This is a genomic window from Streptomyces sp. B8-7 (genome assembly GCF_058833805.1).
In genome coordinates, this window is the sequence record NZ_JBYRRL010000005.1 from 429,702 (window position 1) to 452,782 (window position 23,081).

General features: G+C 72.2%; 17 protein-coding genes and 1 riboswitch. Of the genes, 10 read left to right on the forward strand and 7 right to left on the reverse strand.

The window, feature by feature from the left end:
• The first annotated feature begins 192 nt into the window (after positions 1 to 192).
• The 6 genes from AC5K6T_RS26105 (at position 193) to AC5K6T_RS26130 (ending at position 7,578) form a co-directional block, all read left to right on the forward strand.
• Entirely contained in the window at positions 193 to 1,521 is a 1,329-nt protein-coding gene (locus AC5K6T_RS26105) for an HD-GYP domain-containing protein (RefSeq protein WP_493212758.1), read from the forward strand.
• Positions 1,518 to 2,798 (forward strand): HD-GYP domain-containing protein, encoded by a 1,281-nt coding sequence (locus tag AC5K6T_RS26110; RefSeq protein ID WP_493212759.1) that lies wholly within the window; start codon positions 1,518 to 1,520, stop codon positions 2,796 to 2,798. Before AC5K6T_RS26105 ends, AC5K6T_RS26110 begins: the two co-directional genes overlap by 4 nt.
• Positions 2,799 to 2,894: 96 nt before the next feature.
• Positions 2,895 to 3,899 (forward strand): tetratricopeptide repeat protein, encoded by a 1,005-nt coding sequence (locus AC5K6T_RS26115; RefSeq protein WP_493212761.1) that lies wholly within the window; start codon positions 2,895 to 2,897, stop codon positions 3,897 to 3,899.
• Positions 3,900 to 4,056: 157 nt separating this feature from the next.
• A complete protein-coding gene (def, locus tag AC5K6T_RS26120) occupies positions 4,057 to 4,707 on the forward strand; it encodes a peptide deformylase (RefSeq protein ID WP_493212763.1) in 651 nt (216 codons plus the stop codon).
• Positions 4,708 to 5,125: 418 nt separating this feature from the next.
• Positions 5,126 to 6,208 carry an epi-isozizaene synthase gene (gene cyc1 / locus AC5K6T_RS26125; protein ID WP_493212764.1) on the forward strand — a complete coding sequence of 361 codons (1,083 nt, stop codon included), beginning with the start codon at positions 5,126 to 5,128 and terminating at the stop codon, positions 6,206 to 6,208.
• Positions 6,205 to 7,578 (forward strand): bifunctional albaflavenone monooxygenase/terpene synthase, encoded by a 1,374-nt coding sequence (locus AC5K6T_RS26130; RefSeq protein ID WP_493212766.1) that lies wholly within the window; start codon positions 6,205 to 6,207, stop codon positions 7,576 to 7,578. The genes cyc1 and AC5K6T_RS26130 overlap by 4 nt, the downstream gene beginning before the upstream one ends.
• A 13-nt stretch (positions 7,579 to 7,591) precedes the next feature.
• Here the strand turns inward: AC5K6T_RS26130 and AC5K6T_RS26135 are convergent, their stop codons facing one another.
• The 6 genes from AC5K6T_RS26135 to AC5K6T_RS26160 form a co-directional block, all read right to left on the reverse strand.
• Positions 7,592 to 8,560, reverse strand: a complete 969-nt coding sequence (locus AC5K6T_RS26135) for a GlxA family transcriptional regulator (protein ID WP_493212768.1) — start codon at positions 8,558 to 8,560, stop codon at positions 7,592 to 7,594.
• A gap of 316 nt (positions 8,561 to 8,876) precedes the next feature.
• The gene (locus AC5K6T_RS26140; RefSeq protein ID WP_493213473.1) at positions 8,877 to 9,833 is read right to left on the reverse strand and encodes a ribonucleotide-diphosphate reductase subunit beta; all 957 of its coding nucleotides are present in this window, start codon (positions 9,831 to 9,833) and stop codon (positions 8,877 to 8,879) included.
• A 116-nt stretch (positions 9,834 to 9,949) separates the two neighbouring features.
• Positions 9,950 to 12,301: a ribonucleoside-diphosphate reductase subunit alpha gene (locus tag AC5K6T_RS26145; protein WP_493212770.1), complete on the reverse strand. Its 2,352-nt coding sequence runs from the start codon at positions 12,299 to 12,301 to the stop codon at positions 9,950 to 9,952.
• 128 nt (positions 12,302 to 12,429) lie between these two features.
• A riboswitch (cobalamin riboswitch) is annotated at positions 12,430 to 12,552 on the reverse strand.
• 495 nt (positions 12,553 to 13,047) lie between these two features.
• Positions 13,048 to 14,643, reverse strand: a complete 1,596-nt coding sequence (gene mctP, locus AC5K6T_RS26150; protein WP_493212772.1) for a monocarboxylate uptake permease MctP — start codon at positions 14,641 to 14,643, stop codon at positions 13,048 to 13,050.
• Positions 14,643 to 14,906, reverse strand: coding sequence for a DUF3311 domain-containing protein (locus AC5K6T_RS26155; protein WP_493212774.1), 264 nt, complete (start codon positions 14,904 to 14,906; stop codon positions 14,643 to 14,645). The genes mctP and AC5K6T_RS26155 overlap by 1 nt, the downstream gene beginning before the upstream one ends.
• A gap of 311 nt (positions 14,907 to 15,217) precedes the next feature.
• A complete protein-coding gene (locus AC5K6T_RS26160) occupies positions 15,218 to 15,982 on the reverse strand; it encodes a GntR family transcriptional regulator (protein ID WP_493212775.1) in 765 nt (254 codons plus the stop codon).
• A gap of 422 nt (positions 15,983 to 16,404) precedes the next feature.
• On the opposite strand from AC5K6T_RS26160, the gene AC5K6T_RS26165 reads away from it, so the two are divergent.
• From AC5K6T_RS26165 to AC5K6T_RS26180, 4 genes are all read left to right on the forward strand, one after another.
• Positions 16,405 to 17,694 (forward strand): extracellular solute-binding protein, encoded by a 1,290-nt coding sequence (locus tag AC5K6T_RS26165; protein ID WP_493212777.1) that lies wholly within the window; start codon positions 16,405 to 16,407, stop codon positions 17,692 to 17,694.
• Positions 17,695 to 17,780: 86 nt separating this feature from the next.
• On the forward strand, positions 17,781 to 18,764 hold the full coding sequence (locus tag AC5K6T_RS26170; RefSeq protein WP_493212779.1) for a carbohydrate ABC transporter permease: 984 nt from the start codon (positions 17,781 to 17,783) through the stop codon (positions 18,762 to 18,764).
• Positions 18,761 to 19,630, forward strand: coding sequence for a carbohydrate ABC transporter permease (locus AC5K6T_RS26175; protein ID WP_493212781.1), 870 nt, complete (start codon positions 18,761 to 18,763; stop codon positions 19,628 to 19,630). The genes AC5K6T_RS26170 and AC5K6T_RS26175 overlap by 4 nt, the downstream gene beginning before the upstream one ends.
• A gap of 9 nt (positions 19,631 to 19,639) precedes the next feature.
• The gene (locus tag AC5K6T_RS26180) at positions 19,640 to 21,139 is read left to right on the forward strand and encodes a glycoside hydrolase family 3 protein (RefSeq protein WP_493212783.1); all 1,500 of its coding nucleotides are present in this window, start codon (positions 19,640 to 19,642) and stop codon (positions 21,137 to 21,139) included.
• Positions 21,140 to 21,625: 486 nt separating this feature from the next.
• Here AC5K6T_RS26180 and nagB read toward each other — a convergent pair whose 3' ends face one another.
• Positions 21,626 to 22,411 carry a glucosamine-6-phosphate deaminase gene (gene nagB / locus AC5K6T_RS26185; RefSeq protein WP_493212785.1) on the reverse strand — a complete coding sequence of 262 codons (786 nt, stop codon included), beginning with the start codon at positions 22,409 to 22,411 and terminating at the stop codon, positions 21,626 to 21,628.
• Positions 22,412 to 23,081: the final 670 nt, after the last annotated feature.

Below are 23,081 nucleotides of genomic sequence, written 5' to 3' on the forward strand. Positions count from 1 at the left end.
GCTCCCTCGGCGCTCCCTCCGCTCCCTCGGCGCTCCCTCCGCTCGCGCCCGCCGCACGGGCGCGCCGGGCCTCCCGCACACGCCGGCCGTCACCCGAACGTGCCAACGGGAGCGGCTCCCGGCCCCGGCCCGCCCTCCCCGTCCTAGGCTCCGGAGCCTGGACAGACAGGGTCACGCCCCGGGGAGGGACGCATGGAGGCGACGCCCGGGCGGGCACGCGGGTACGTCGCCGGCGCCGCCCTCGCCGTCCTGTGCTGCCTTCTCCCGCTGCCCGCCGTGCGGGCCCCCTGGTGGGCGGTGGCCCTCCTCGCAGGGCTGCACGCGGCAGCCGGCCGTCTCGCCCGCCGCCGGGCCGCCGGCACCTTCTACCCCGTCCTGCTCGCCGCGGCGTTCCTGCTGCCGCCGCCCGCCGCCGCGCTCGCCGCCGTACCGGGAGCACTGCTCGCCCCCGCCGGCCGGCGGCCCGCGGCGCTGCGCCGCGTCTGGCGGGCCGCCCAGCTCGCCCTCGCCGTGTGGGCCGCCGCCCGCACCTTCTGGGCGCTCGGCGGCCGGGACGCCGTGGCCGGCGCCGACCTCCCGCACGCGCTGCCGCCCGCCGGGGCCGCGGTGCTCGTCTTCGGCCTGGTGCTCACCGTGCTGGACGGCGGCATCCGCGCCCTGGCCGGGGAAGCACCGCCGCACCGGTGGGGGAGCGTTCCGCTGCTGCGGGCCTGGCACGGCCCGTTCCTGCGCTCCCTGGCCCCCCTCGCGGTGCACGGCCTGGCCGGACTGATGATGGCCGTGCTGTGGCGCAGCCCCTACGGGCCGGTCACCGCGCTGCTGGTGCTGCTGCCGATGTGCGTGTCCTGGTGGGCGTTCGCCCAGTACCACCGCGAGCACGCCGCCCACCAGGCCACCGTCCGCGCCCTCGTGCAGGCCGTCGACCTCAAGGACCGCTACACCCGCGGCCACAGCGAACGCGTCGGCCAGGCGTCCCTGCTGATCGCGCGCGAACTGGGCATGGACGGCCGGCGCGTGGAGCTGCTCCGGTTCGCCGGCATCCTGCACGACGTCGGCAAGCTCGGCGTGCCCACCCGGCTGCTCCGCAAGGACGGACCGCTCACCCCCCAGGAGCGGCGGGTGATCGAACTGCACCCCGAGTACGGCCACGAGATCGTACGGGGCATCTCCTTCCTCGGGGAGGCGCGGGCCGCCGTGCTGCACCACCACGAACGCCTCGACGGCAGCGGCTACCCCTACGGGCTGGCCGGCGGCCAGATCCCCGAACCCGCCCGGGTCGTCGCCGTCGCCGACGCCTTCGACGCGATGACCTCCACGCGCTCCTACCGGCGTGCCCGGTCCGTCGAGGCGGCCCTGGCGGAGCTCCAGCGGTGCGCCGGCAGCCAGTTCGACCCCCGGATGGTCGCCGCCCTGGTGCGGGCGCTGCGCCGGGACGGCTGGCACCCGGCGGTCACGGCGGACGAACCCGGCCCGCCCCCGCCCCGCCCCCCGGCCGACGGCCGCACCGGGGCGCACCGGTGAGCGGCCGCCGCCCCCCGCTCCCGCTGCTCCCGGTGCACGGCGGCGCCGCCGTGCTGGCCGCCGGCTGCCTCGCCGCCACCGCCGGCACCGGGCTCGACGGCCGGCCCGCCGCCCTCGCCTTCGGCGTGCTGATCGCGCTCGGCGAACTCGCCCGGTGGACCGGGGCGCAGGTCCGGGAGGCCGCACCGCTGGGCGCCGCCGGATCACTGGCCTACGCGCTGCTGGGCGCCGACGCCGGACAGCCCACCGGGCACGGCGTCCCCCAGGTCGTCACCGTCGTGCTGACCGCCGCCCTGCTCGGCAGCATCCCGCACACCGCCCGCGGCGACGGGTCCACCGCCGACCACCTCGCCCGGCGGGTGCTCACCGCCGCCTTCGCCGCGGCCTGCTTCCAGCCCCTGTCCCACCAGGGCGTGTTCGAGAGCTGGAGCGGTCCGGCGTACGCCGGGCTGCTGGTCGGGCTGCTCGCGCTGACCGCGCTGTGCGACGGGCTGCTCGCCGCCGTACTCGCCCACTGCCGCACCCGCCGGCCGTTCGGCCCGCTGCTCCGCGACGAGCTGCGGGCCGTGCCCGGCATCGGCTCCGCGGTGGTCGCCACCGGCGTGGTGACCGCGCTCGCCGTGGCCGTCGTCGGCCTGTGGGCGCTGCCCGTGTTCAGCGTGCCGCTGCTGCTCACCCAGCTGTCGCTGCGCCGGTACGCCGCCGTCCGCGCGACGTACCGGCAGACCGTCGCCTGCCTGGCCCGCGCCACCGAGATCGCCGGGTACACCCCGGCCGGGCACGCCCTGCGGGTCGCCGAGCTCAGCCTCGCCGTGGGCCGCGACCTGGGACTGTCCGGGCCGGAGCTGACCGTGCTGGAGCACGCCGCCCTGATGCACGACATCGGGCAGCTCAGCCTGGTCGACCCGGTCGAGGCCGGCGCCACCTCCCGCCTCCCCGCCGCCGAGCAGCGGCGGATCGCCCTGCTCGGCGGGGCCGTCGTACGGCGGACGGGGGCGGCCGCCGCGGTCGCCGTGGTCGTCGAACGCCAGGCCGACCCCTACCGGGAGCAGCCGCCCGCCGCCCGCGTGGTGCGCGTGGTGAACGCCTACGAGGAGAAGGTGCGGGACGCCGGACCGGACGGGCCGCTGAGGGCCCTGGAGGAGCTGCGGCTGGGCACGGCCGGGGAGTACGCGCCGGAGGCCGTGGAGGCACTGGCCCGGGTGCTGTCCCGGCCCGGCTCCGGCAGCCGCCGCGGGGTGTCTGACCCTGCCCGCGGCTGGGTAACCCATGGGTAATGAGCGCCCTTCCGTCCCCACGTGGTTGGATGCGAAGGAGAGAGAGTGTCCGGGGGCACTGGCCAGCCCACACCACGGAACTGGCAGGCGGGAATAGTGAGGATCTTCGGCAAGGGACGGCACCGGCCCTCCGCCTCCTGGCGGCAGGCCACGGACCGAGCGTTCACCCTGATCGGCGACGGCCGCTACGAGGACGCGGGAGCACTGCTCACACGCGCCGCCGACCTGGAGCCGTGGCTGTCGGAGTCCTGGTTCAACCTGGCCCTGCTGCACAAGTTCCGGCACGACTGGGAGCAGGCCCGCACGGCGGGGCTGCGTGCGGTCGCGCTGCTCGACCGGGACACCGGGGCACCCGACTGGTGGAACGTGGGCATCGCCGCGACCGCCCTGCAGGACTGGCCGCTGGCCCGCCGCGCCTGGCAGGCGTACGGGCTGCACGTACCCGGGGGCACCGCGCCGCCGAGGGCCTCCTCGGGCGCGGCCGCCGGGGAGCCCGTGGGCATGGACCTGGGCAGCGCCGCGGTGCGGCTGTCGCCGGAGGGCGAGGCCGAGGTCGTGTGGGGGCGCAGGCTGGACCCGGCCCGGATCGAGGTGCTGTCCATCCCGCTGCCGTCCTCGGGGCGCCGCTGGGGCGAGGTCGTGCTGCACGACGGAGTGCCGCACGGAGAGCGGACCACGTCCGCCGGACCCGCCTACCCCGTCTTCGACGAGATCGAGCTGTGGGCGCCCTCCCCGGTGCCGACCTGGGTGGTGCTGCTGGAGGCGGCGGCCGAGGCGGACCGGGACGCCCTGGAGCAGCTCGCCGCCGACGCCGGGTTCGCCGCGGAGGACTGGTCGTCCTCGGTGCGGCTGCTGTGCCGGATGTGCTCGGAGTCGCGGATGCCGGCCGACGAGGGCGACGGCGAGCACCTCGACCCGCACGACCACAGCGAGCCGGGGCATCCGGGGCCGCTGGGGCACCGGACGGACGGGCAGCTGTGGGTGCCCGAGCGGGAGTGCGGGGTGGCCGCCCCGGCCTCGCTGGTGCGGGGCCTGCTGGACGGCTGGGTGGCGGACAGCCCCGACACCAGGGACTGGCGGGACCTCGAAGAGGTCTGCTGACCGTCTCCCGCGGCACCTTTAGGCTGTACCCGTCGATTTCTCTCCGGTTCCCCGGTTCCCCGGTTGCCCGGTTCTCCGAGTCCCAGGTTCCCCGGTTTCCCCGGATCCCCGGGCCCTGGTCCCGGGTCCCCGGCTTTCAGGAAGGCATACGTCGGTCATGGCCCAGCAGGACACCGATCAGCAGCACGCGGGCGTGCTCCCCGTCGACGACGACGGCTTCGTCGTCGACACCGAGGACGCCGAGCAGCGGGAGAGCGCCTGGCGTGCGGCCGGGACCTCGCGGCCGATCACCGTGGTCGGCAACCCGGTGCTGCACAAGGAGTGCCGGGACGTCACCGAGTTCGACGACGAACTGCGGCAGCTGATCGCGGACATGTTCGCCAGCCAGCGCACCGCGGAGGGCGTGGGGCTGGCCGCCAACCAGATCGGTGTGGACCGCAAGGTCTTCGTGTACGACTGCCCGGACGACGAGGGCGCGCGCCACGTCGGCGTGGTCTGCAACCCGCGGCTGGTCGAGCTGCCCGCCGACCGGCGCCGGCTGGACGACAGCAACGAGGGCTGCCTGTCGGTGCCGACGGCGTACATGCCGCTGGCCCGCCCCGACTACGCCGAGGTGACCGGGCAGGACGAGTACGGCAACCCGATCAAGGTGCGCGGCACGGGCTACTTCTCCCGCTGCCTCCAGCACGAGACGGACCACCTGTTCGGCTACCTGTACATCGACCGGCTGTCCAAGCGCGACCGCAAGGACGCGCTGCGGCAGATGGCCGAGAACGAGCCCCGCTACCCCGTCGTGGCGAACGACTGAGCGCATCCCGCGCCGTTGACGAGCGGCGCCCGTCCCGGAGCCGGACTCCCGGGACGGGCGCCGCTCGTGCGCGCGCCCGGCGGGGCCGTTCGGGCCCGGTGCGCCTGAGGCGGGTCCCGCCCTGGTCGGTGTGCCTCGGGCGGAGGTCGTCCGGCGACCCGTGGCGGGTCCCTCCGGGCCGCTCTCCGACGGGCGCCCGTTCTGCCCTCCGCCACCCGTTCGATCTCATAGCATCCGCCGACGCTCCACAACAGTCACACAAGGGGTGCTTCACGGCATGCCGGGGTAGTGAATGGAGCAAATCCGTTCCCAGAGCGGTCAGTTGTGGTGCTGAATGGGGAGTGCGGGGATACGCAACGGCGCACGCCCGGCACGGCCGGAGGGCGTGCGTACAGGGTCGGCTGAGAGGGGTTTGTTCGTGTCCTCATTCCCACACGGCACCACATCGACCACCACGGTCGCGGTCCCACCGTCACTCTCTCTGCCGGTGATCGAGACGGCGTTTCCCCGGCAGCTGCACCCCTATTGGCCCCGGCTCCAGGAGAACACACGGACCTGGCTGCTGGAAAAACGGCTCATGCCCGCCGACAAGGTCGCCGAATATGCCGACGGTCTTTGCTACACGGACCTGATGGCCGGGTACTACATCGGCGCCCCCGAGGAGGTCATGCAGGCGATAGCGGACTTCAGCGCATGGTTCTTCGTCTGGGACGACCGGCACGACCGTGACATCGTCCACGGCCGGGCCGCCCGCTGGGAGCGGCTGCGCCGGCTGCTGCACCGTGCGCTGGACTCACCGGCGGCGCACCTGCTCCACCCCGATCCCCTGGTCGCGGGCTTCGCCGACGGTGTACGGCGGCTCTACTCCTTCCTCTCGACCCAGTGGAACGCCCGCTTCGCACGGCACTTCCACGCGGTGATCGAGGCGTACGACCGGGAATTCCACAACCGCACCGCGGGAGTCGTCCCCACGGTCGAGGAATACCTGGCGCTGCGCCGGCTCACGTTCGCGCACTGGATCTGGACCGACCTCCTGGAACCGAGCGCGCAGGTGGAACTCCAGGACGCCGTACGGAAACACCCGGCATTCCGCCGGGCCGCCCTGCTCAGCCAGGAGTTCGCCGCCTGGTACAACGACCTGTGCTCGCTCCCCAAGGAGATAGCCGGGGACGAGGTCCACAATCTCGGAATCAGTCTCATAGCCCATGAGGGAATGACGCTGGAGGAAGCTGTCGCGGATCTGCGGCGGCGCGTGGAGGACTGCGTCGGCGAATTCCTCGTGGTCGAACAGGAAGCGCTGCGGTTCGCCGACGTCCTGTCCGACGGAACCCTCCGGGGAAAGGAGCTGAGCGCTGCCGTGCGCGCCTGCGTGGGGAACATGCGGAACTGGTTCAGTTCCGTGTACTGGTTCCACCACGAGTCCGGCCGCTACCGGGTCGACAGCTGGGACGACCGCGCCACACCCCCGTACGTCAACAACGAGTCGGCAGGTGAGAAATGACCGCAGAGTCCGTCCGTCCCGAGCGGACCGACGCACCCGCACTGCGTGAGCCGCCCCTGGCCCAGGGCCGCGTCCCGCTGCTCGGCCACGGCTGGAAACTGGCCCGCGACCCACTGAGCTTCATGTCCCGGCTGCGGGAGCACGGCGATGTCGTCCGGCTCCGGCTCGGCCCCAAGACGGTGTACGCCGTCACCACCCCGGAACTGACCGGGGCGCTCGCTCTCAGCCCCGACTTCAAGATCGACGGCCCGCTCTGGGAGTCCCTGGAGGGCCTGCTCGGCAAGGAGGGCGTGGCCACCGCCAACGGCTCCCGCCACCGGCGCCAGCGGCGCACCGTCCAGCCCGCGTTCCGGCTGGACGCGATCCCCGGCTACGGCCCGGTCATGGAGGAGGAGGCGCACGCACTCGTCGAACGCTTTTGGACCGGCGGGACCGTCGACTGCACCGCGGAGTCCTTCCGGGTGGCGGTGCGCATCGCGGCCCGCTGCCTGCTGCGCGGCGAGTTCATGGACGAGCGCGCCGAGCGGCTCAGCGCCGCGCTCGCCGTCGTCTTCCGGGGCATGTACCGGCGGATGGTGGTGCCGCTCGGGCCGCTGTACCGGCTGCCGCTGCCCGGGAACCGGGCCTTCAACCGCGCCCTGGCCGATCTGCATCTCCTCGTCGACGAGATCGTCGCCGAGCGGCGGGCGTCCGGGCAAAGGCCGGACGATTTGCTGACGGCATTGCTGGAGGCGAAGGACGACAATGGCGACCCCATCGGGGAACAGGAGATCCACGACCAGGTCGTCGCCATACTCACCCCCGGCAGTGAAACCGTGGCCTCCACGATCATGTGGCTGCTGCACGTACTCGCCGAACACCCCGAGCACGCGGACCGTGTGTGTGCGGAGGTTGAATCCGTGACCGGTGGCGGGCGGCCCGTGGCATTCGAGGACGTCCGCAGGCTCGGCCACACCAACAATGTGGTCGTGGAGGCGATGCGATTGCGGCCCGCGGTGTGGATATTGACCCGCCGCGCGGTCACCGCCACCGAACTCGGCGGGTATCGCATTCCGGCCGGGGCCGACATCGTCTACAGCCCGTACGCCATCCAGCGCGACCCCCGTTCGTACGCCCGGAACCTGGAGTTCGACCCCGACCGCTGGCTTCCGGAACGCGCTCAGGACGTGCCGAAATACGCGATGAGCCCGTTCAGTGTGGGCAATCGGAAGTGCCCGAGCGACCACTTCTCGATGGCCCAGCTGACCCTGGTCACCGCGGCCCTGGCCGCGCGGTTCCGGCTGGAGCAGGTGGCCGGATCCGACGACGCCACCCGGGTCGGCATCACCCTTCGTCCCGGACGGCTGCTGGTGCGTGCCGTGCCGCGCTGAGCCCGGCCGCCGCTCAGGCGGCCGCCCCGGGACCGCGGAAGGTGCGCCGGTAGGCGTTCGGCGTGGTTCCCAGCGCCCGCACGAACTGGTGGCGCAGGGCGGCCGCGGTGCCGAACCCGGTGCGTCCGGCGATGGCGTCGACCGTCTCGTCCGTCGCCTCCAGCAGCCGCTGGGCCTGCAGCACCCGCTGGCGCAGGATCCACCGGTAGGGGGTCGTCCCGGTCTCCTGCTGGAAGCGGCGGGCGAAGGTGCGCGGAGACATGTGGGCGTGGGCGGCGAGCTGCTCGACGGTGACCTCCTCGTGGAGGTTGCGGTCCATCCAGGCGAGCACCTCGCCGACGGTGTCGCACGGTGCGGCGGGCAGCGGGCGCTCCACGTACTGCGCCTGGCCCCCGTCGCGGTGCGGGGGCACGACCATCCGGCGGGCGATGGTGTTGGCGACCTCGGTGCCGGCCTCCTTGCGCACGATGTGCAGACAGGCGTCGATGCCGGCGGCCGTGCCGGCCGAGGTGAACACCGGGTCCTCGTCGACGTACAGCACATCGGGTTCGACCACCGCCAGCGGGTGGCGCTGGGCGAGCTCGGCCACGTGCAGCCAGTGCGCCGCACAGCGCCGCCCGTCCAGCAGTCCCGCGGCGCCCAGCACGAACACCCCGGAGCACACACTGAGCACCCGGGAGCCCCGCTCCACCGCCCGCACCAGGGCGTCGAGCAGCGCGGGCGGCCAGGTGCGGGCCAGGTAGTCGTTCCCGGCGGGCACCACCACCAGGTCGGCCTCGTCGAGCCGGTCCAGGCCGTGGGGCGTGGAGACGGTGAACCCGGGGACGTGCGTGGTCAGCGAGGGGCCCTCGGCGGAGACGACCGCGAAGTCGTACACCGGGAGCCCCTGGTCGCTGCGGTCGAGGCCGAACACCTCGCAGACCACGCCCAGTTCGAAGGGATGCACGCCGTCGAGCAGGACGACGGCCACGTTGCTCAGCACGACTCACCTCGTCAGCCCGCCGCGCCCGGCCGCACCCGTCCCGCAGGGGACGACCCCGTGGGACCGGGATCCGGGGGAGGGTCCTCCGGGGCGGCGCGGCAGCATGCCGCCAGTGTGCCCCAAGGCTGGCAGTAATTCGAGGGTGTGCGGCAGTCCTGCCACTGGGAGGGAGGGTCGCCGCGCTGGAGACTGAAGGCATGAACGCACTCGTCGCATACCTCGCAGTCGTCGTCCTCTTCCTCGTCGTCGCAGGTCCGGCGCTCGTGGGAGCAGCCCACGAGCGCCGGATCGACCGTCTGATCAAGCAGGCCGAGGGTCAGAAGTCCTCGTCCAGGTCGACAGTGCCCTCCACCGCCACCTGGTACGCCGAGGCACGCCTCTCGAAGAAGTTGGTCAGCTCCTGAACTCCCTGGAGCTCCATGAAGGAGAACGGGTTCTCCGAACCGTAGACCGGCGCGAAGCCCAGCCGGGTCAGCCGCTGGTCGGCGACGCACTCCAGGTACTGCCGCATGGACTCGGTGTTCATCCCGGGCAGTCCGTCGCCGCACAGGTCGCGGGCGAACTGGAGCTCGGCCGCGACCGCCTCCTTCAGCATGTCGGTGACCTGCTGCTGCAGCGCGTCGTCGAACAGCTCCGGCTCTTCCTTGCGGACGGTGTCCACCACCTCGAACGCGAAGCTCATGTGCATGGTCTCGTCGCGGAACACCCAGTTGGTGCCGGTCGCCAGACCGTGCAGCAGGCCCCGGCTGCGGAACCAGTAGACGTACGCGAAGGCGCCGTAGAAGAACAGGCCCTCGATGCACGCCGCGAAGCAGATGAGGTTCAGCAGGAAGCGGCGCCGGTCGGCCCGGGACTCCAGCCGGTCGAGCTTCTCGACCTCGTTGATCCACTTGAAGCAGAACCCGGCCTTCTCCCGGATGGAGGGGATGTTCTCCACCGCGGCGAAGGCGGCCGCACGGTCCTCCGGGTCGGGCAGGTAGGTGTCCAGCAGCGTCAGATAGAACTGGACGTGCACCGCCTCCTCGAACAGCTGCCTGGACAGGTACAGGCGCGCCTCGGGGGAGTTGATGTGCTTGTACAGCGTGAGCACCAGGTTGTTCGCCACGATCGAGTCACCCGTGGCGAAGAAGGCCACCAGCCGGCCGATGAGGTGCTGCTCCTCGGGCGTCAGCTTCGCCAGGTCCGCGACGTCCGAGTGCAGGTCCACCTCCTCGACGGTCCAGGTGTTCTTGATGGCGTCCCGGTAGCGCTCGTAGAAGTCCGGGTAGCGCATCGGGCGCAGCGTCAGCTCGAAGCCCGGGTCCAGCAGGCGGGGGGCCCGCGCGCCGCCGGCCTCGCTTCCGGCTGCCGTCGCGGCGGACGGCTGGTGGGGGGTCGGGTCGGTGGACATCACTGGCAGGCCTCGCAGGACTCGGGGTTCTCAAGGGAGCAGGCGACGTCCTCGGCCGGGGCCGCCTGCTGGACGGGGACGGTGGCCTGCGCGGCGCGCGCGATCCTCGTCGCGGGGCGCGAGCGCAGGTAGTACGTCGTCTTCAGCCCGGACTTCCAGGCGTACGCGTACATCGAGGAGAGCTTGCCGATCGTCGGCGTCTCCAGGAACAGGTTCAGGGACTGGGCCTGGTCCAGGAACGGGGTGCGGGCCGCCGCCATGTCGATCAGGCCGCGCTGCGGGATCTCCCACGCCGTGCGGTACAGCGCCCGCACGTCCTCGGGGATCCACGCGAAGCCCTGCACCGAGCCGCTGGCCTCCCGCAGCGCCTCGCGGGTGCGGGCGTCCCACACGCCGAGGTCCTTCAGATCCTGCACCAGGTAGGAGTTGACCTGGAGGAACTCGCCGGACAGCGTCTCGCGCTTGAACAGGTTCGACACCTGCGGCTCGATGCACTCGTACACGCCCGCGATGGAGGCGATGGTCGCGGTGGGCGCGATCGCCAGCAGCAGCGAGTTGCGCATACCGACCCGGGCGATCCGCTCGCGCAGCGCCGCCCAGCGCTCCGGCCAGGTGAACTCCGCGTCGTAGTGGTCGGGGTGCAGCACCCCGCGGGCGGTCCGGGTCTTCTCCCAGGCGGGCAGCGCCCCGTTGCGCTCGGCGAGGTCCGCGGAGGCCTCGTAGGCGGCGAGCATGATGCGCTCGGCGATCCGGGTGGACAGCGCGCGCGCCTCGGGCGAGTCGAACGGCAGGCGCAGCTTGAAGAACACGTCCTGCAGGCCCATCGCGCCGAGGCCCACCGGGCGCCAGCGGGCGTTGGAACGGCCCGCCTGCTCGGTCGGGTAGAAGTTGATGTCGACGACCCGGTCGAGGAAGGTGACGGCCGTGCGGACGGTGCTGTCGAGGCGCTCCCAGTCGATGCCGCCGTCCCGGACGAACGCGCCGAGGTTCACCGAGCCCAGGTTGCAGACCGCGGTCTCGCCGTCGTCGGTGACCTCCAGGATCTCCGTGCAGAGGTTGGAGGAGTGGACCGTGTGGCCGGGCTCGGCCGTCTGGTTCGCGGTGCGGTTGGCGGCGTCCTTGAAGGTCATCCAGCCGTTGCCGGTCTGCGCCAGGGTGCGCATCATCCGGCCGTACAGCTCGCGGGCCGGGATCGTCCTGCGGGCCAGGCCGGCCGCCTCGGCGCGCCGGTAGGCGGCGTCGAACTCCTCGCCCCACAGGTCGACCAGTTCGGGCACGTCGGCGGGGGAGAACAGCGACCAGTCCTGGTCGGCGTTCACCCGCCGCATGAACTCGTCGGGGATCCAGTGCGCGAGGTTCAGGTTGTGCGTACGGCGGGCGTCCTCGCCCGTGTTGTCGCGCAGCTCCAGGAACTCCTCGATGTCGGAGTGCCAGGTCTCCAGGTAGACCGCGGCGGCACCCTTGCGGCGGCCGCCCTGGTTCACGGCGGCGACCGAGGCGTCCAGGGTCTTCAGGAACGGCACGATGCCGTTGGAGTGCCCGTTGGTCCCGCGGATCAGCGAACCGCGGCTGCGGATCCGGGAGTACGACAGCCCGATGCCGCCGGCGTGCTTGGAGAGGCGGGCGACCTGGTGGTAGCGGTCGTAGATGGAGTCCAGCTCGTCGAGGGGGGAGTCGAGCAGGTAGCAGGACGACATCTGCGGGTGCCGCGTGCCGGAGTTGAACAGGGTGGGCGAGGACGGCAGGTAGTCCAGACGGCTCATCAGCCGGTAGAGCGCGGCGACCTCGTCGACCGAGCGGGGTGTGTCGTCCTCGGCGAGACCGCACGCCACCCGCAGCAGGAAGTGCTGGGGCGTCTCGACGACCCGCCGGGTGATCGGGTGCCGGAGCAGGTAGCGGGAGTGCAGGGTGCGCAGGCCGAAGTAGCCGAAGCGGTCGTCGGCGCCGGTGTCGACCAGGGCGTCCAGCCGGGCGCCGTGCAGCCGCGCGAACTCCGCGGTGCGGTCGGCGATGAGGCCCTCGCGGTGCCCGACGGCGACGGACCCGGTGAAGCGGGTGACGCCCTGGGAAGCGGCCTCCGCGCGGATGGAGAGGGTCAGCAGCCGGGCGGCCAGCCGGGAGTAGGCGGGGTCCTCGGAGATGAGCCCGGCGGCGGCCTCGGTGGCCAGCTCGCGCAGCTCCGCCTCGTCGGCCTGGGCCGAACGGCCGCGCAGCGCGGCGGCGGCGACCCGGCCGGGGTCGGCGTCGGGGAGGTCCGCGGTCAGCTCGGTGAGGGTCCGCAGCAAGGCTGTTCCGGGGGCGTCCTCGTCGGTCCGGACGGCTGAGGCCGGGTCTGCTGGCGCGATGGTCACTGGGAGCTCTCCCTCGCTCGGCACGGAGGGCCTGGCGGAGGGCAGGGGGCAGCACACGAGCGCACGGGGCGTCGCGTCCACCGGCCCACTCCACGAGGCCCGGACGTCAGGGCGGTCCGGCCGGGGCGGCCGGGCACGCGCTGTCGGCAGGTCTTCGGACTGCTCGCTGTGTGGAAACACACAAGTACACCGTTGCGGGACAGTTCCGGATTCGCACCGGATTCCCCTGCGGCGACAGCGAGGATGAGCATACATCTAGTGCCGGGTTCCGGTGACGCCACCATATGTTGTGTCGCCGTGTGACTTCAGAGCGTCAACTCCGTGCAACGGCACGGCAGCGGGCCGCCCTCCGGGGTGCGGAGGGCGGCCCGCTGCGGGTGCCCGTGGCCGGGCGGGACCGTGCCGGGACCGCGCTGTGGGGCGGGTCCTGCGCGGTTCCCCGCGTCTCTTGCCGGCGTGGTGCGGGGTGTGTCGTGGTTCTCGCGCGGTTCCCCGCGCCCCTTGGTGGTGGGGTGCGGGGTGCGGGGTGCGCGGTGTGGTGCGGGTGTGCGGTGGTTCTCGCGCGGTTCCCCGCGCCCCTGGGGGCGTGGTTCCGCGGGCGCCTTGGGGGTTGGGGCGGGATGGGTGAGGCGGTGTGGGGGTGTGGGCGTGTGGGTGTGGTGCGTGGTTCCCCGCGTCCCTGGGGCGTGGTTCCCCGGGTGCCTGGGTGTGCGGTTCCCCGCGTGCCCGGGGGCGGGGTGCGGGGGTCAGCGGGTCACGGGGAGTTCGGTGCGTACGCCCGGGTCGCCCGCGTCCGCGGTGTAGTCCTCCGGCCGCGTCTCGTCGACGCCCTCCGGGGCCTTCGCCGCCTTCAGGACGACGGTCAGGACCACCGTCACCACGGCGTTGAGGACGAAGGCCGTGAGGCCGATGTAGCCGATCTCACCGATGCCCGGGATCTCCTCGGCCGAGCCGCCGAAGTGCTTCTGCGTGGGGGAGGCCACGCCGTACGCGGCGACCGTGCCGTAGACCATGCCGGCCGCCCAGCCGCCCAGCAGCGCCCAGCGGTGGAACCAGCGCGTGAACAGGCCGCCGACCAGGGCCGGGAAGGTCTGCAGGATCCAGATGCCGCCGAGCAGCTGGAAGTTGATGGCGACCGTCTTGTCCATGGTCAGCACGAACACCAGGGCGCCGACCTTCACCAGCAGCGACACCACCTTGGAGACCTGGGTCTCCTGCTTGGGCGTGGCGTCCGGGCGGATGAAGTCCTTGTACACGTTGCGGGTGAAGAGGTTCGCCGCGGCGATGGACATGATGGCCGCGGGCACCAGCGCGCCGATGCCGATCGCCGCGAACGCCACCCCCGCGAACCAGTCCGGGAACATGTTCTCGAACAGCTGCGGGATGGCCAGCTGTCCGTTGTCCACCGTGACGCCGGCCGCGATCGCCATGAAGCCCAGCAGGGCGAGCAGGCCCAGCATCAGCGAGTACAGCGGCAGGATCGTGGTGTTGCGGCGGATGACCTCGCGGCTGCGCGAGGAGAGCGTCGCGGTGACGGAGTGCGGGTACATGAACAGCGCCAGCGCCGAGCCCAGCGCCAGCGTGGCGTAGGTCCACTGGCCCGCCTCGGCCGGGACCAGCCCGCCCGCGCCGGCCGTGGTGAACTTCTCGTTCGCCTTGGCGAAGATGTCGTCGAAGCCGCCCAGCTTGATCGGGATGTAGATGATCGCGACCCCGATGACCAGATAGATCAGGGTGTCCTTGACGAACGCGATCAGAGCGGGGGCGCGCAGGCCGGAGGAGTAGGTGTACGCCGCGAGCACGCCGAAGGCGATCAGCAGCGGCAGGTCCTTGACGAACCAGCTGGTGTTCTCGCCGCCGCCCACGCCCATCACGTCGAGCACGGCCTGGATGCCGACGAGCTGGAGCGCGATGTACGGCATCGTCGCCAGCAGCCCGGTGACCGCGACCGCCAGTGACAGGCCCTTGGAGCCGAACCGGCCGCGCACGAAGTCCGAGGTCGTCACATAGCCGTGCCGGTGGGAGACCGACCACAGACGGGGCAGGAAGGTGAAGATCAGCGGGTAGACGAGGATCGTGTACGGCACGGCGAAGAAGCCGGCCGCGCCCGCCGCGTAGACCGCGGCCGGGACCGCGACGAAGGTGTACGCGGTGTAGAGGTCGCCACCGAGCAGGAACCAGGTGACCCAGGTTCCGAACGACCGGCCGCCCAGACCCCACTCGTCGAGGCTGTGCTCGTTCTCGGCCTTGCGCCAGCGCGCGGCCAGGAAGCCCATGACCGTGACGGCCAGGAAGAACAGCACGAAGACGGTGAGCGCGACAACGTTGACACCGGTCTTCATCAGCGCTCACCTCCCGTGCGGGCGGCGCGGGCACGCTGCTCCCGCCGCCAGAGCCGGTACGCGAGCGCGGTCAGCGCGGTGGAGACGACGACCCATGCCATCTGGTACCAGTAGAAGAACGGGATGCCGCCGAGCGACGGTTCGAGCCTGGTGTAGGAGGCGACCCACAGCATCGCCGCGAACGGTGCGAACAGGCAGAGACCGATGACGACCCGTACGGGTGTCACCACCGGTTCCCGCCTCACTTGCGGGGCTTGCGACATCTGGCGACTCCGTCCCCTCAAAGATCACCTGGTGCAGTGCGCAGGCAATCTAGGACACGGTGTCGCGGCCGCGTAACCCCTTGTCAGCATGTCGGCTGCGGGTTTGTCACCTTTGCCGCGGAGTAGGCCTCTTCTGCCCGGCGGGCCGCGCGTCCCGGCCGCTCGGCGCGGGTGCTCGGCGCGGGTGCGCCGGGGCCTCCCGGCGGGCCCGCGAGGCCGCGCTTGCGCGGTGGGGGCCGCACGTGCCGGGCCGCGCCCGGCGCACCGCACGGCCCGGCACGTGCGGTGCGCCGGGGCCGCGGTGTCCGGGGCTACTCGGCGGGCCGCTTGAGCCGGGCGACGAACTTGTAGCGGTCGCCGCGGTAGACCGAGCGCACCCACTCCACCGGCTTGCCCTCGCGGTCGACGGAGTGCCGGGAGAGCATCAGCATCGGCAGGCCCACGTCGGTGCCGAGCAGGCCGGCCTCCCGGGGGGTGGCCAGGGAGGTCTCGATGGTCTCCTCGGCCTCGGCGAGGTGCACGTCGTAGACCTCGGCGAGCGCCGTGTACAGGGACGTGTACTTCACCAGCGAGCGGCGCAGCGCGGGGAAGCGCTTGGCCGACAGGTGGGTGGTCTCGATGGCCATCGGCTCGCCGTTGGCCATGCGCAGCCGCTCGATGCGCAGGACGCGCCCGCCGGCGGTGATGTCGAGCAGGTCGGCCAGGCGGTCGTCGGCGGTGATGTAGCCGATGTCCAGCAGCTGGGAGGTCGGCTCCAGGCCCTGGGCGCGCATGTCCTCGGTGTAGGAGGTCAGCTGCAGCGCCTGGGAGACCTTCGGCTTGGCGACGAAGGTGCCCTTGCCCTGGATGCGCTCCAGGCGGCCCTCGACGACCAGCTCCTGCAGGGCCTGGCGCACCGTGGTGCGGGAGGTGTCGAACTCGGCCGCCAGTGTCCGCTCGGGCGGCACGGGTGTGCCGGGCGGCAGGGTCTCGGTCATGTCGAGCAGGTGCTTCTTGAGGCGGTAGTACTTGGGCACGCGCGCGGTACGGACACTTGCCCCGCCCTCGTTCTCCGCACTGCTGACGTCGGTGCTCATGCTCCGCCTTCCCGGCTCCCGGTGCCGATTCGGCCGACACCCCATCGGCCGCGGCTCACATCGTGGCACGGCTTCGCGCGCGGGCGCCCTGTACGGGGCCCTTCCGCACGCTCCGTGATCTCCCCTGTATACCCCCGGGACCCTTGTTGGTCTAGTCCAAAGCTCTGTCAAGATGCAGTGGTCCAGTCGCAGTGGTCCGTCCGTTTGGTCGCTTGCGCAATGAAAGGTCCCTGCATATCTCGGTCCCATCACGGACCCCGGCGGCCCGCTTGAACACCCTTGACAGCCCTATTGGTCTGGGCCAAGCTCCCGGTACTGGTCTACACCATTGGTCCAGGTCCCGGCCCCACGGACGGTTCGCACGGCGTTGACGCCTCACCGCGGGGACGAGGGGGGTTTGTGGCATCCCTGAGGAGGGTGGCGTGAAGCGCAAGCTGGTTGCCGCGATCGGTATCGCGGGCATGATGTTCTCGGTCGCGGCGTGCGGGGACGGCGACGACAAGAGCAGCGGCGGCGACAAGAAGGCGGCCGACGTCAAGGAGCTGACCGTCTGGCTCACCGTCGACGCCCAGAACAACTGGCCCGAGCTGGTGAAGGCCGCGGACGACGCGGTCACCGAGAAGCACCCGGGCATCAAGATCAAGCACGAGTACTACGGCTGGCCGGACAAGAACGCCAAGCTCGACGCCGTACTCGCCACGGACAAGGCTCCGGACGTGGTCGAGATGGGCAACACGGAGATGCTCTCGTACATGGTCAAGGGTGCCTTCGCGCCCGTCGACCCGTCGAAGTTCGACAACTCCGACGCGTGGCTGGACGGCCTGAAGGCCTCGGTGACGTACGAGGGCAAGACCTACGGTGTGCCGTACTACGCGGGCGGCCGCGTCGGCAACTACCGCAAGGACGTCTTCGCCGAGGCCGGCGTGAAGTCCGCGCCGACCACCTACGAGGAGCTGACCGCCGCCCTGGACAAGGTCCAGAAGAAGCAGGGCGACAAGTTCAGCGCCTGGTACCAGCCCTCCCGCGACTGGTACGCGGCCATGTCCTTCGTCTACGACGCGGGCGGCTCCATCGCCGAGGAGGAGGGCGGCCAGTGGAAGGCCGGCCTCTCCTCGCCCGAGTCGGTCAAGGGCCTGAAGGAGTTCAAGAACGTCGTCGACTCCTACATGCACGGTGACAAGACCAAGGACGAGTCCGACCGCTACATCGTGTACGGCCAGGGCAAGTCCGGCATGATCTTCGGCGCGGCCTGGGAGGGCGCGACCGCCGCCGCCCCGGAGAACGACAAGACCGGCAAGCTCAAGGACAACCTGGAGAACTTCGTGATGCCGGGTCCGTCCGGCAGCAACCTCCCGGTGTTCCTGGGCGGCTCCGACCTCGCCGTCCCGGTGAAGTCGGACGCGCAGGAGGTCGCCGCCGAGTGGATCAACGCCTTCGCGGGCGCCTCCGGCCAGAAGGGTCTGATGGAGAAGGGCAACCTGCCCAACAACAAGACCGACCTCGCCACCCTCAAGGACGACCCGGCGACGGCCGTCCCGGCCACCGCGGCCGAGTCCAACTGGTTCGTCCCGATGGCCCCCGGCTGGGGCCAGGTCGAGAAGGCCCAGGTCCTGCAGAACATGCTGCAGAGCATCGGCACCGGCAAGAAGTCGGTCGAGGACGCCGCCAAGGAGGCGGACGCCGAGATCGACAAGGTCATCAACACCAAGTGACCTGAGGCGGGGCTCCGTTCACGGGGCGGAGCCCCGCCTTCTTTCCGTACGACGTACGACCTGAGGGACCCGCCGAGGAGCGCGCGATGAGTGCCGACACGACCACCCCTGCCAAGGTGCCGCCGCCGCGGCAGGCACCCCCGCCGGCCCCCGCGGCCCGGCCCCGCGCCAAACGGACGTACGGCCCGGCCGCCACCGCATGGCTGCTGCTCGCGCCCTGTCTGCTGATCCTGGCCCTGGTCATGGGCTATCCACTGGTCCGGCTGGTCACCCTGTCCTTCCAGAAGTTCGGGCAGCCCCAGCTGTGGGGCTTTGAGCCGGCCGAGTCGGCGGGCCTCGAGAACTTCTCCAAGGTGCTCGGCGACAGCGAGTTCTGGACCGTCGTCCTGCGCACGGTGATCTTCGCCGGCGGCGCGGTGGTCTTCACCATGGTGATCGGCATGCTGATCGCCCTGCTGCTCCAGCGGGTCTCCGGCTGGGTGAAGACACTGATCAACATCGCGCTCGTGGCCAGCTGGGGCATGCCCGTCATCGTCGCGACCACCGTGTTCAAGTGGCTCTTCGACGCCGACTACGGGGTGCTGAACGCAGTCCTCAGCAAGCTCCCCGGCGTGGAGCTCATCGGCCACAACTGGTTCGCCAGCGGCCCCCAGGGCCTCGCGGTGATCATGCTGCTGGTGATCTGGGGCGCGGTCCCCTTCGTGGTGATCACGCTCAGCGCCGGCCTCACCCAGGTCCCCAAGGAGCTGGAGGAGGCCGCCCGCCTCGACGGCGCCGGTGCCTGGGGCGTCTTCCGCTACGTCACGCTGCCCATCCTCAAGCCGATCATCGTGATGCTCACGACCCTGTCGGTCATCTGGGACATGGGTGTCTTCCCCCAGGTCTTCGTGATGCGCAACGGCCACCCGGAGCCGGAGTTCCAGGTGCTCAACACCTACTCCTACGACCGCGCCTTCGTGGTCAACGACTACGCCCAGGGCTCTGCGATCGCACTGATCACCGTCCTGCTGCTGCTCGGCGTGGTCGCCGTCTACATGCGTCAGATGCTGAAGATCGGAGAGGTCGAATGAGCGCACTCGCCACCGGGAGCGGGCGCACCGAGGCCGGCCGCTCGCGCCGCCGCAGGGCCAGGACCGGCTGGAACATCCTCGGCCTGTTCGTGTTCGCCACCGCCGGCTTCCCCGTGTACTGGATGCTCAACACGGCGTTCAAGCCGGCCAAGGACGCCATCGACCCGGACCCGAGTCTGCTGCCCACCGGCCTGACCCTGTCCAACTTCGACCGGGCGCTCCACATCGCCGACTTCTGGGGCCCGGTCGGCCGCAGCCTCGTGGTCTCCGTGGTCGTCGTCGTGATCGGCATCGCGATCGGCCTGCTCGCCGCGCTCGCCATCTCCCGGTTCGCCTTCCGCGGCCGCAAGGTCGTGATCGTCGGCATCCTCGCGGTGCAGATGGTCCCGCTCGTCGCCATGATCATCCCGGTGTTCCTGCTGCTCAACGACCTCGGGCAGTACGACAGGCTGACCGGCCTGATCATCACCTACCTGACCTTCATCCTGCCCTTCACGGTGTGGACGCTGCGCGGTTTCATCGTCAACATCCCCCGGGAGCTGGAAGAGGCCGCCATGGTCGACGGCTGCTCGCGCACCGGCGCCTTCGTCCGCGTCGTGTTCCCGCTGCTCGCCCCCGGCCTGGTCGCCACCTCGGTCTACGGCTTCATCCAGGCCTGGAACGAGTACCTGTACGCCCTGATGCTGCTCAGCCAGCAGAACCAGACCGCCACCGTGTGGCTCGGCAACTTCACCACCAAGCACGGCACCGAGTACGCCCCGATGATGGCCGGCGCCACCATGATGGCCGTGCCGATCGTCGTGCTGTTCCTCTTCGTCCAGCGCAAGATGGCCGCGGGTCTGACCGCCGGCGCCGTGAAGGGATGACGCACCCCGATGACGACTTTCGCCAGCGGAACCGACACGCTCACCCGTGACGCGCTGACGGTCCTCCAGCCCGGCTTCCCCGGCACCAGCGCCCCCGACTGGCTGCTGCGCCGGCTCGGCGAGGGCCTCGCCTCCGTCGGCCTGTTCGGCCGCAACGTCGCCTCGCCCGAGCAGCTCGCCGCCCTGACCGCACAGCTGCGCGCCGAGCGCGACGACGTCCTCGTCGCCATCGACGAGGAGGGCGGCGACGTCACCCGTCTGGAGGTGCGCACCGGCTCCTCCTTCCCGGGCAACCACGCCCTCGGCGCGGTGGACGACACCGACCTGACCCGCGCGGTCGCCCGCGAGCTGGGCCGCCGCCTCGCCGCCTGCGGCATCAACTTCAACTGGGCGCCGTCCGCCGACGTCAACTCCGACCCCGACAACCCGGTGATCGGCGTCCGCTCCTTCGGCACCGACCCGGACCTGGTCGCCCGGCACACCGCCGCCTACGTCCAGGGCCTGCAGGCGGCGGGCGTCGCCGCCTGCACCAAGCACTTCCCCGGGCACGGCGACACCAACGTCGACTCCCACCACGCGCTGCCCCGCATCGACGTGGACGCCGACATGCTCGCCGAGCGGGAACTCGTCCCGTTCCGCGCCGCCATCGAGGCCGGCACCCGCGCCGTGATGAGCGCCCACATCCTGGTCCCCGCGCTGGACCCGGAGCGTCCGGCAACGTTGTCCCACCGCATCCTCACCGGGCTGCTGCGCAAAGAACTCGGCTACGACGGCCTCATCGTCACCGACGGCATGGAGATGCAGGCCATCGCCGGCACGTACGGCATCGAACGCGGCAGCGTCCTCGCCCTCGCCGCCGGCGCCGACGCCATCTGCGTGGGCGGCGGCCTCAACGACGACGAGACCGTCCGCATCCTGCGGGACGCCCTGGTGACCGCGGTACGCACCGGCGAGCTGCCCGAGGAGCGGCTGGCCGACGCCGCCGAGCGGGTACGCCGCCTGGCCCGCTGGACGGCCGCCGGCCCTGCCGGCGCCGCGGACCGGGGCGATCCCGACGTCGGGCTGCGCGCCGCCCGCCGCGCCCTGCGGATCACCCGGGCGCCCGGCTGCACCCCGGTCGGCGAGGCGCCCTACGTCGCCACCCTCACGCCGGTCGCGAACATCGCGGTGGGCGACGAGACGCCGTGGGGCGTCGCCGGGGAGCTGGCGGCCCTGCTGCCGGGCACCGAGGCGGGGACCTTCGCGGGCGAGGAGCAGGGCGCCGCGGACGCGGGCCCGGCCGTCCTGGCCGCCGCGGCCGGGCGCCGGATCGTCGTGGTCGTCCGCGACGTGCACCGCCACCCGTGGATGGCCGCCACCCTGGAGACGCTGCTGGCGGCCCGCCCCGACACGGTCGTCGTCGAGATGGGCCTGCCCCAGGCGCCCCCGCGCGGCGCCCTGCACATCGCCACCCACGGCGCCGCGCAGGCCTGCGGCCGCGCCGCCGCGGAGGCCGTCGCGGGCGCCTGACACCCGACGACGAAGAAGGCGTCGGCTCCCCGGAAAGGGGACCGGCGCCTTCCGCGCGAGCCGTGCACCGCGGGACCGCACGGCCCCCGCGGACCGGGCCCCCGCGGACCGGGCCGCCGCGCCGCCGCCCTCCGCCCGCCGCGCCCGTGCGCCGGGCAGGTGCGGCGAGAGACGCGTCGGCGGACGCGGACAGGGAAGAGGGCGGACGCGGACGGGGGAGAGGGGGCGGGGCAGAGCGGAGGGGACGGCGGGGCTAGCGCGGGCTAGCGCCACGGCGGGCGTCGCGGCGGGGCGAACGTCGCCTGCCGCGGCACTGGGGCGTGTTTCGAAAGTCCCGCCTGCCTGGCGGCGTCTGGCACGCACGCTCGCCGCGTTGTCAGCGCCCGATACATCCAGTATCGGGGCGACCCTCCGCCTTGCGATCGCACGCACCAGACGCCGCCAGACCTGCCCTTCGGGCAGACGACGCTACTTTCGAAACACGGCCTAGATGCCCTGCCAGTCCGGCTTGCCGGCGTAGGTGTGCCGGAAGTAGTCCGCCAGCTTCAGCTTGGACGCGGCGGCCTCGTCGGCCACCACGGTGGCATGCGGGTGCAGCTGGAGCGCGGAGGCCGGGCAGACGGCCGCGACGGGCCCCTCGACGGTCGCCGCGACGGCGTCCGCCTTGCCCTCGCCGGTGGCCAGCAGGACCAGGTGCCGGGCCTCCAGGATCGTCCCGATGCCCTGGGTGATCACGTGGTGCGGCACCTGTGCGATGTCGTCGTCGAAGAAGCGCGCGTTGTCGATCCGGGTCTGCTCGGTGAGGGTCTTGATCCTGGTACGGGAGGCCAGTGAGGAGCACGGCTCGTTGAACCCGATGTGCCCGTCCGTGCCGATCCCGAGCAGCTGGAGGTCCACCCCGCCGGCCTCGGCCAGCGCACGGTCGTAGGCCTCGCACGCGGCCTGCACGTCCTGCGCGGTGCCGTCGGGGCCCATGAAGGCGTCCATCGGCACGCCGAGCGGTTCCAGCACCTCACGGCGCAGCACGGAGCGATAGGACTCGGGGTGCTCCGCGGGCAGCCCCACGTACTCGTCGAGCTGGGCGATCCGGGCGTGCGAGGCGTCCACGGCGCCGGAGCGGACCCGGGCCGTCAGAGCCTGGTAGACGGGCAGCGGGGTGGAGCCGGTCGCCACGCCGAGCAGGGCGTCCGGCGTGCGACGCAGCAGCTGGGCCATGGCCTCGGCTATCAGCTCGCCGCCGGCCTGGGCATCCGGAACGATGACAACTTCCACGCTGGGCCTGCCGTTCTGGAGAGGGGACTCGTGGGCATCCGGAAAGGGAGATGTGGTTTAGACCAATCTAGCAGAGCGGGGCCTCCCGGGCAGCCTTGCGCGGGCCCCGCGGACCGCCTCCCCGCCGTGGCGGGCCGGGCGTCGGGAACCCGCACCCCGGGGCCGTCCGCCCGGCACCCCCGCCGGGGCCGGCCGCTCCCGTGAAGGCCGGATGCCGGGGTGGCCGCCCGGGTCTCCGTGCTCCGGGCCCCTGAGGGGCCGCCGCGCCTCGCGCGCCCCTTCCGGGTGTACCGACGGCGCGGTTCCGGCGCGGCGTCCCCGGGGCGGCGTTGCGCCGGGCGCACGACGGCGTGAGCCGGGGGAGACCGGGGCTGCTCGCCGAAATTGGCCCGCCCGTGTGGCCCCGTACCCGACGCGGGCGGGTTAGGCTGCCAAGGCTGACAACGAACTCGCAACCAACTCGGTCCCACGCATGGACATGGCCAATGGTCTAGTCCACAATGCTGGAGGGGCACGCTCCACGACGACAAGCCTCCGTCCTCCCCGCACAGGAGGACGGAACGAGGAACCGGCGGCTCTCTGCCCTGACTGCCCCGGCTCCTCACCTTCGGCCGACGGGACCGCACACCCCCCGGCCGTTGCTGCTCCGGGCTGCGGTGCCGGGAGGGTT

What these genes read in the sequence shown, in the direction of transcription:
- AC5K6T_RS26105 (WP_493212758.1), top strand. Translation starts at nt 193, where the DNA reads ATGGAGGCGACGCCCGGGCGGGCACGCGGGTACGTCGCCGGCGCCGCC.
- AC5K6T_RS26155 (WP_493212774.1), bottom strand. Translation starts at nt 14,906, where the DNA reads ATGTCGCAAGCCCCGCAAGTGAGGCGGGAACCGGTGGTGACACCCGTA.
- AC5K6T_RS26160 (WP_493212775.1), bottom strand. Translation starts at nt 15,982, where the DNA reads ATGAGCACCGACGTCAGCAGTGCGGAGAACGAGGGCGGGGCAAGTGTC.
- AC5K6T_RS26140 (WP_493213473.1), bottom strand. Translation starts at nt 9,833, where the DNA reads ATGCGCTACCCGGACTTCTACGAGCGCTACCGGGACGCCATCAAGAAC.
- AC5K6T_RS26170 (WP_493212779.1), top strand. Translation starts at nt 17,781, where the DNA reads ATGAGTGCCGACACGACCACCCCTGCCAAGGTGCCGCCGCCGCGGCAG.
- AC5K6T_RS26180 (WP_493212783.1), top strand. Translation starts at nt 19,640, where the DNA reads ATGACGACTTTCGCCAGCGGAACCGACACGCTCACCCGTGACGCGCTG.
- AC5K6T_RS26130 (WP_493212766.1), top strand. Translation starts at nt 6,205, where the DNA reads ATGACCGCAGAGTCCGTCCGTCCCGAGCGGACCGACGCACCCGCACTG.
- mctP (WP_493212772.1), bottom strand. Translation starts at nt 14,643, where the DNA reads ATGAAGACCGGTGTCAACGTTGTCGCGCTCACCGTCTTCGTGCTGTTC.
- AC5K6T_RS26175 (WP_493212781.1), top strand. Translation starts at nt 18,761, where the DNA reads ATGAGCGCACTCGCCACCGGGAGCGGGCGCACCGAGGCCGGCCGCTCG.
- def (WP_493212763.1), top strand. Translation starts at nt 4,057, where the DNA reads ATGGCCCAGCAGGACACCGATCAGCAGCACGCGGGCGTGCTCCCCGTC.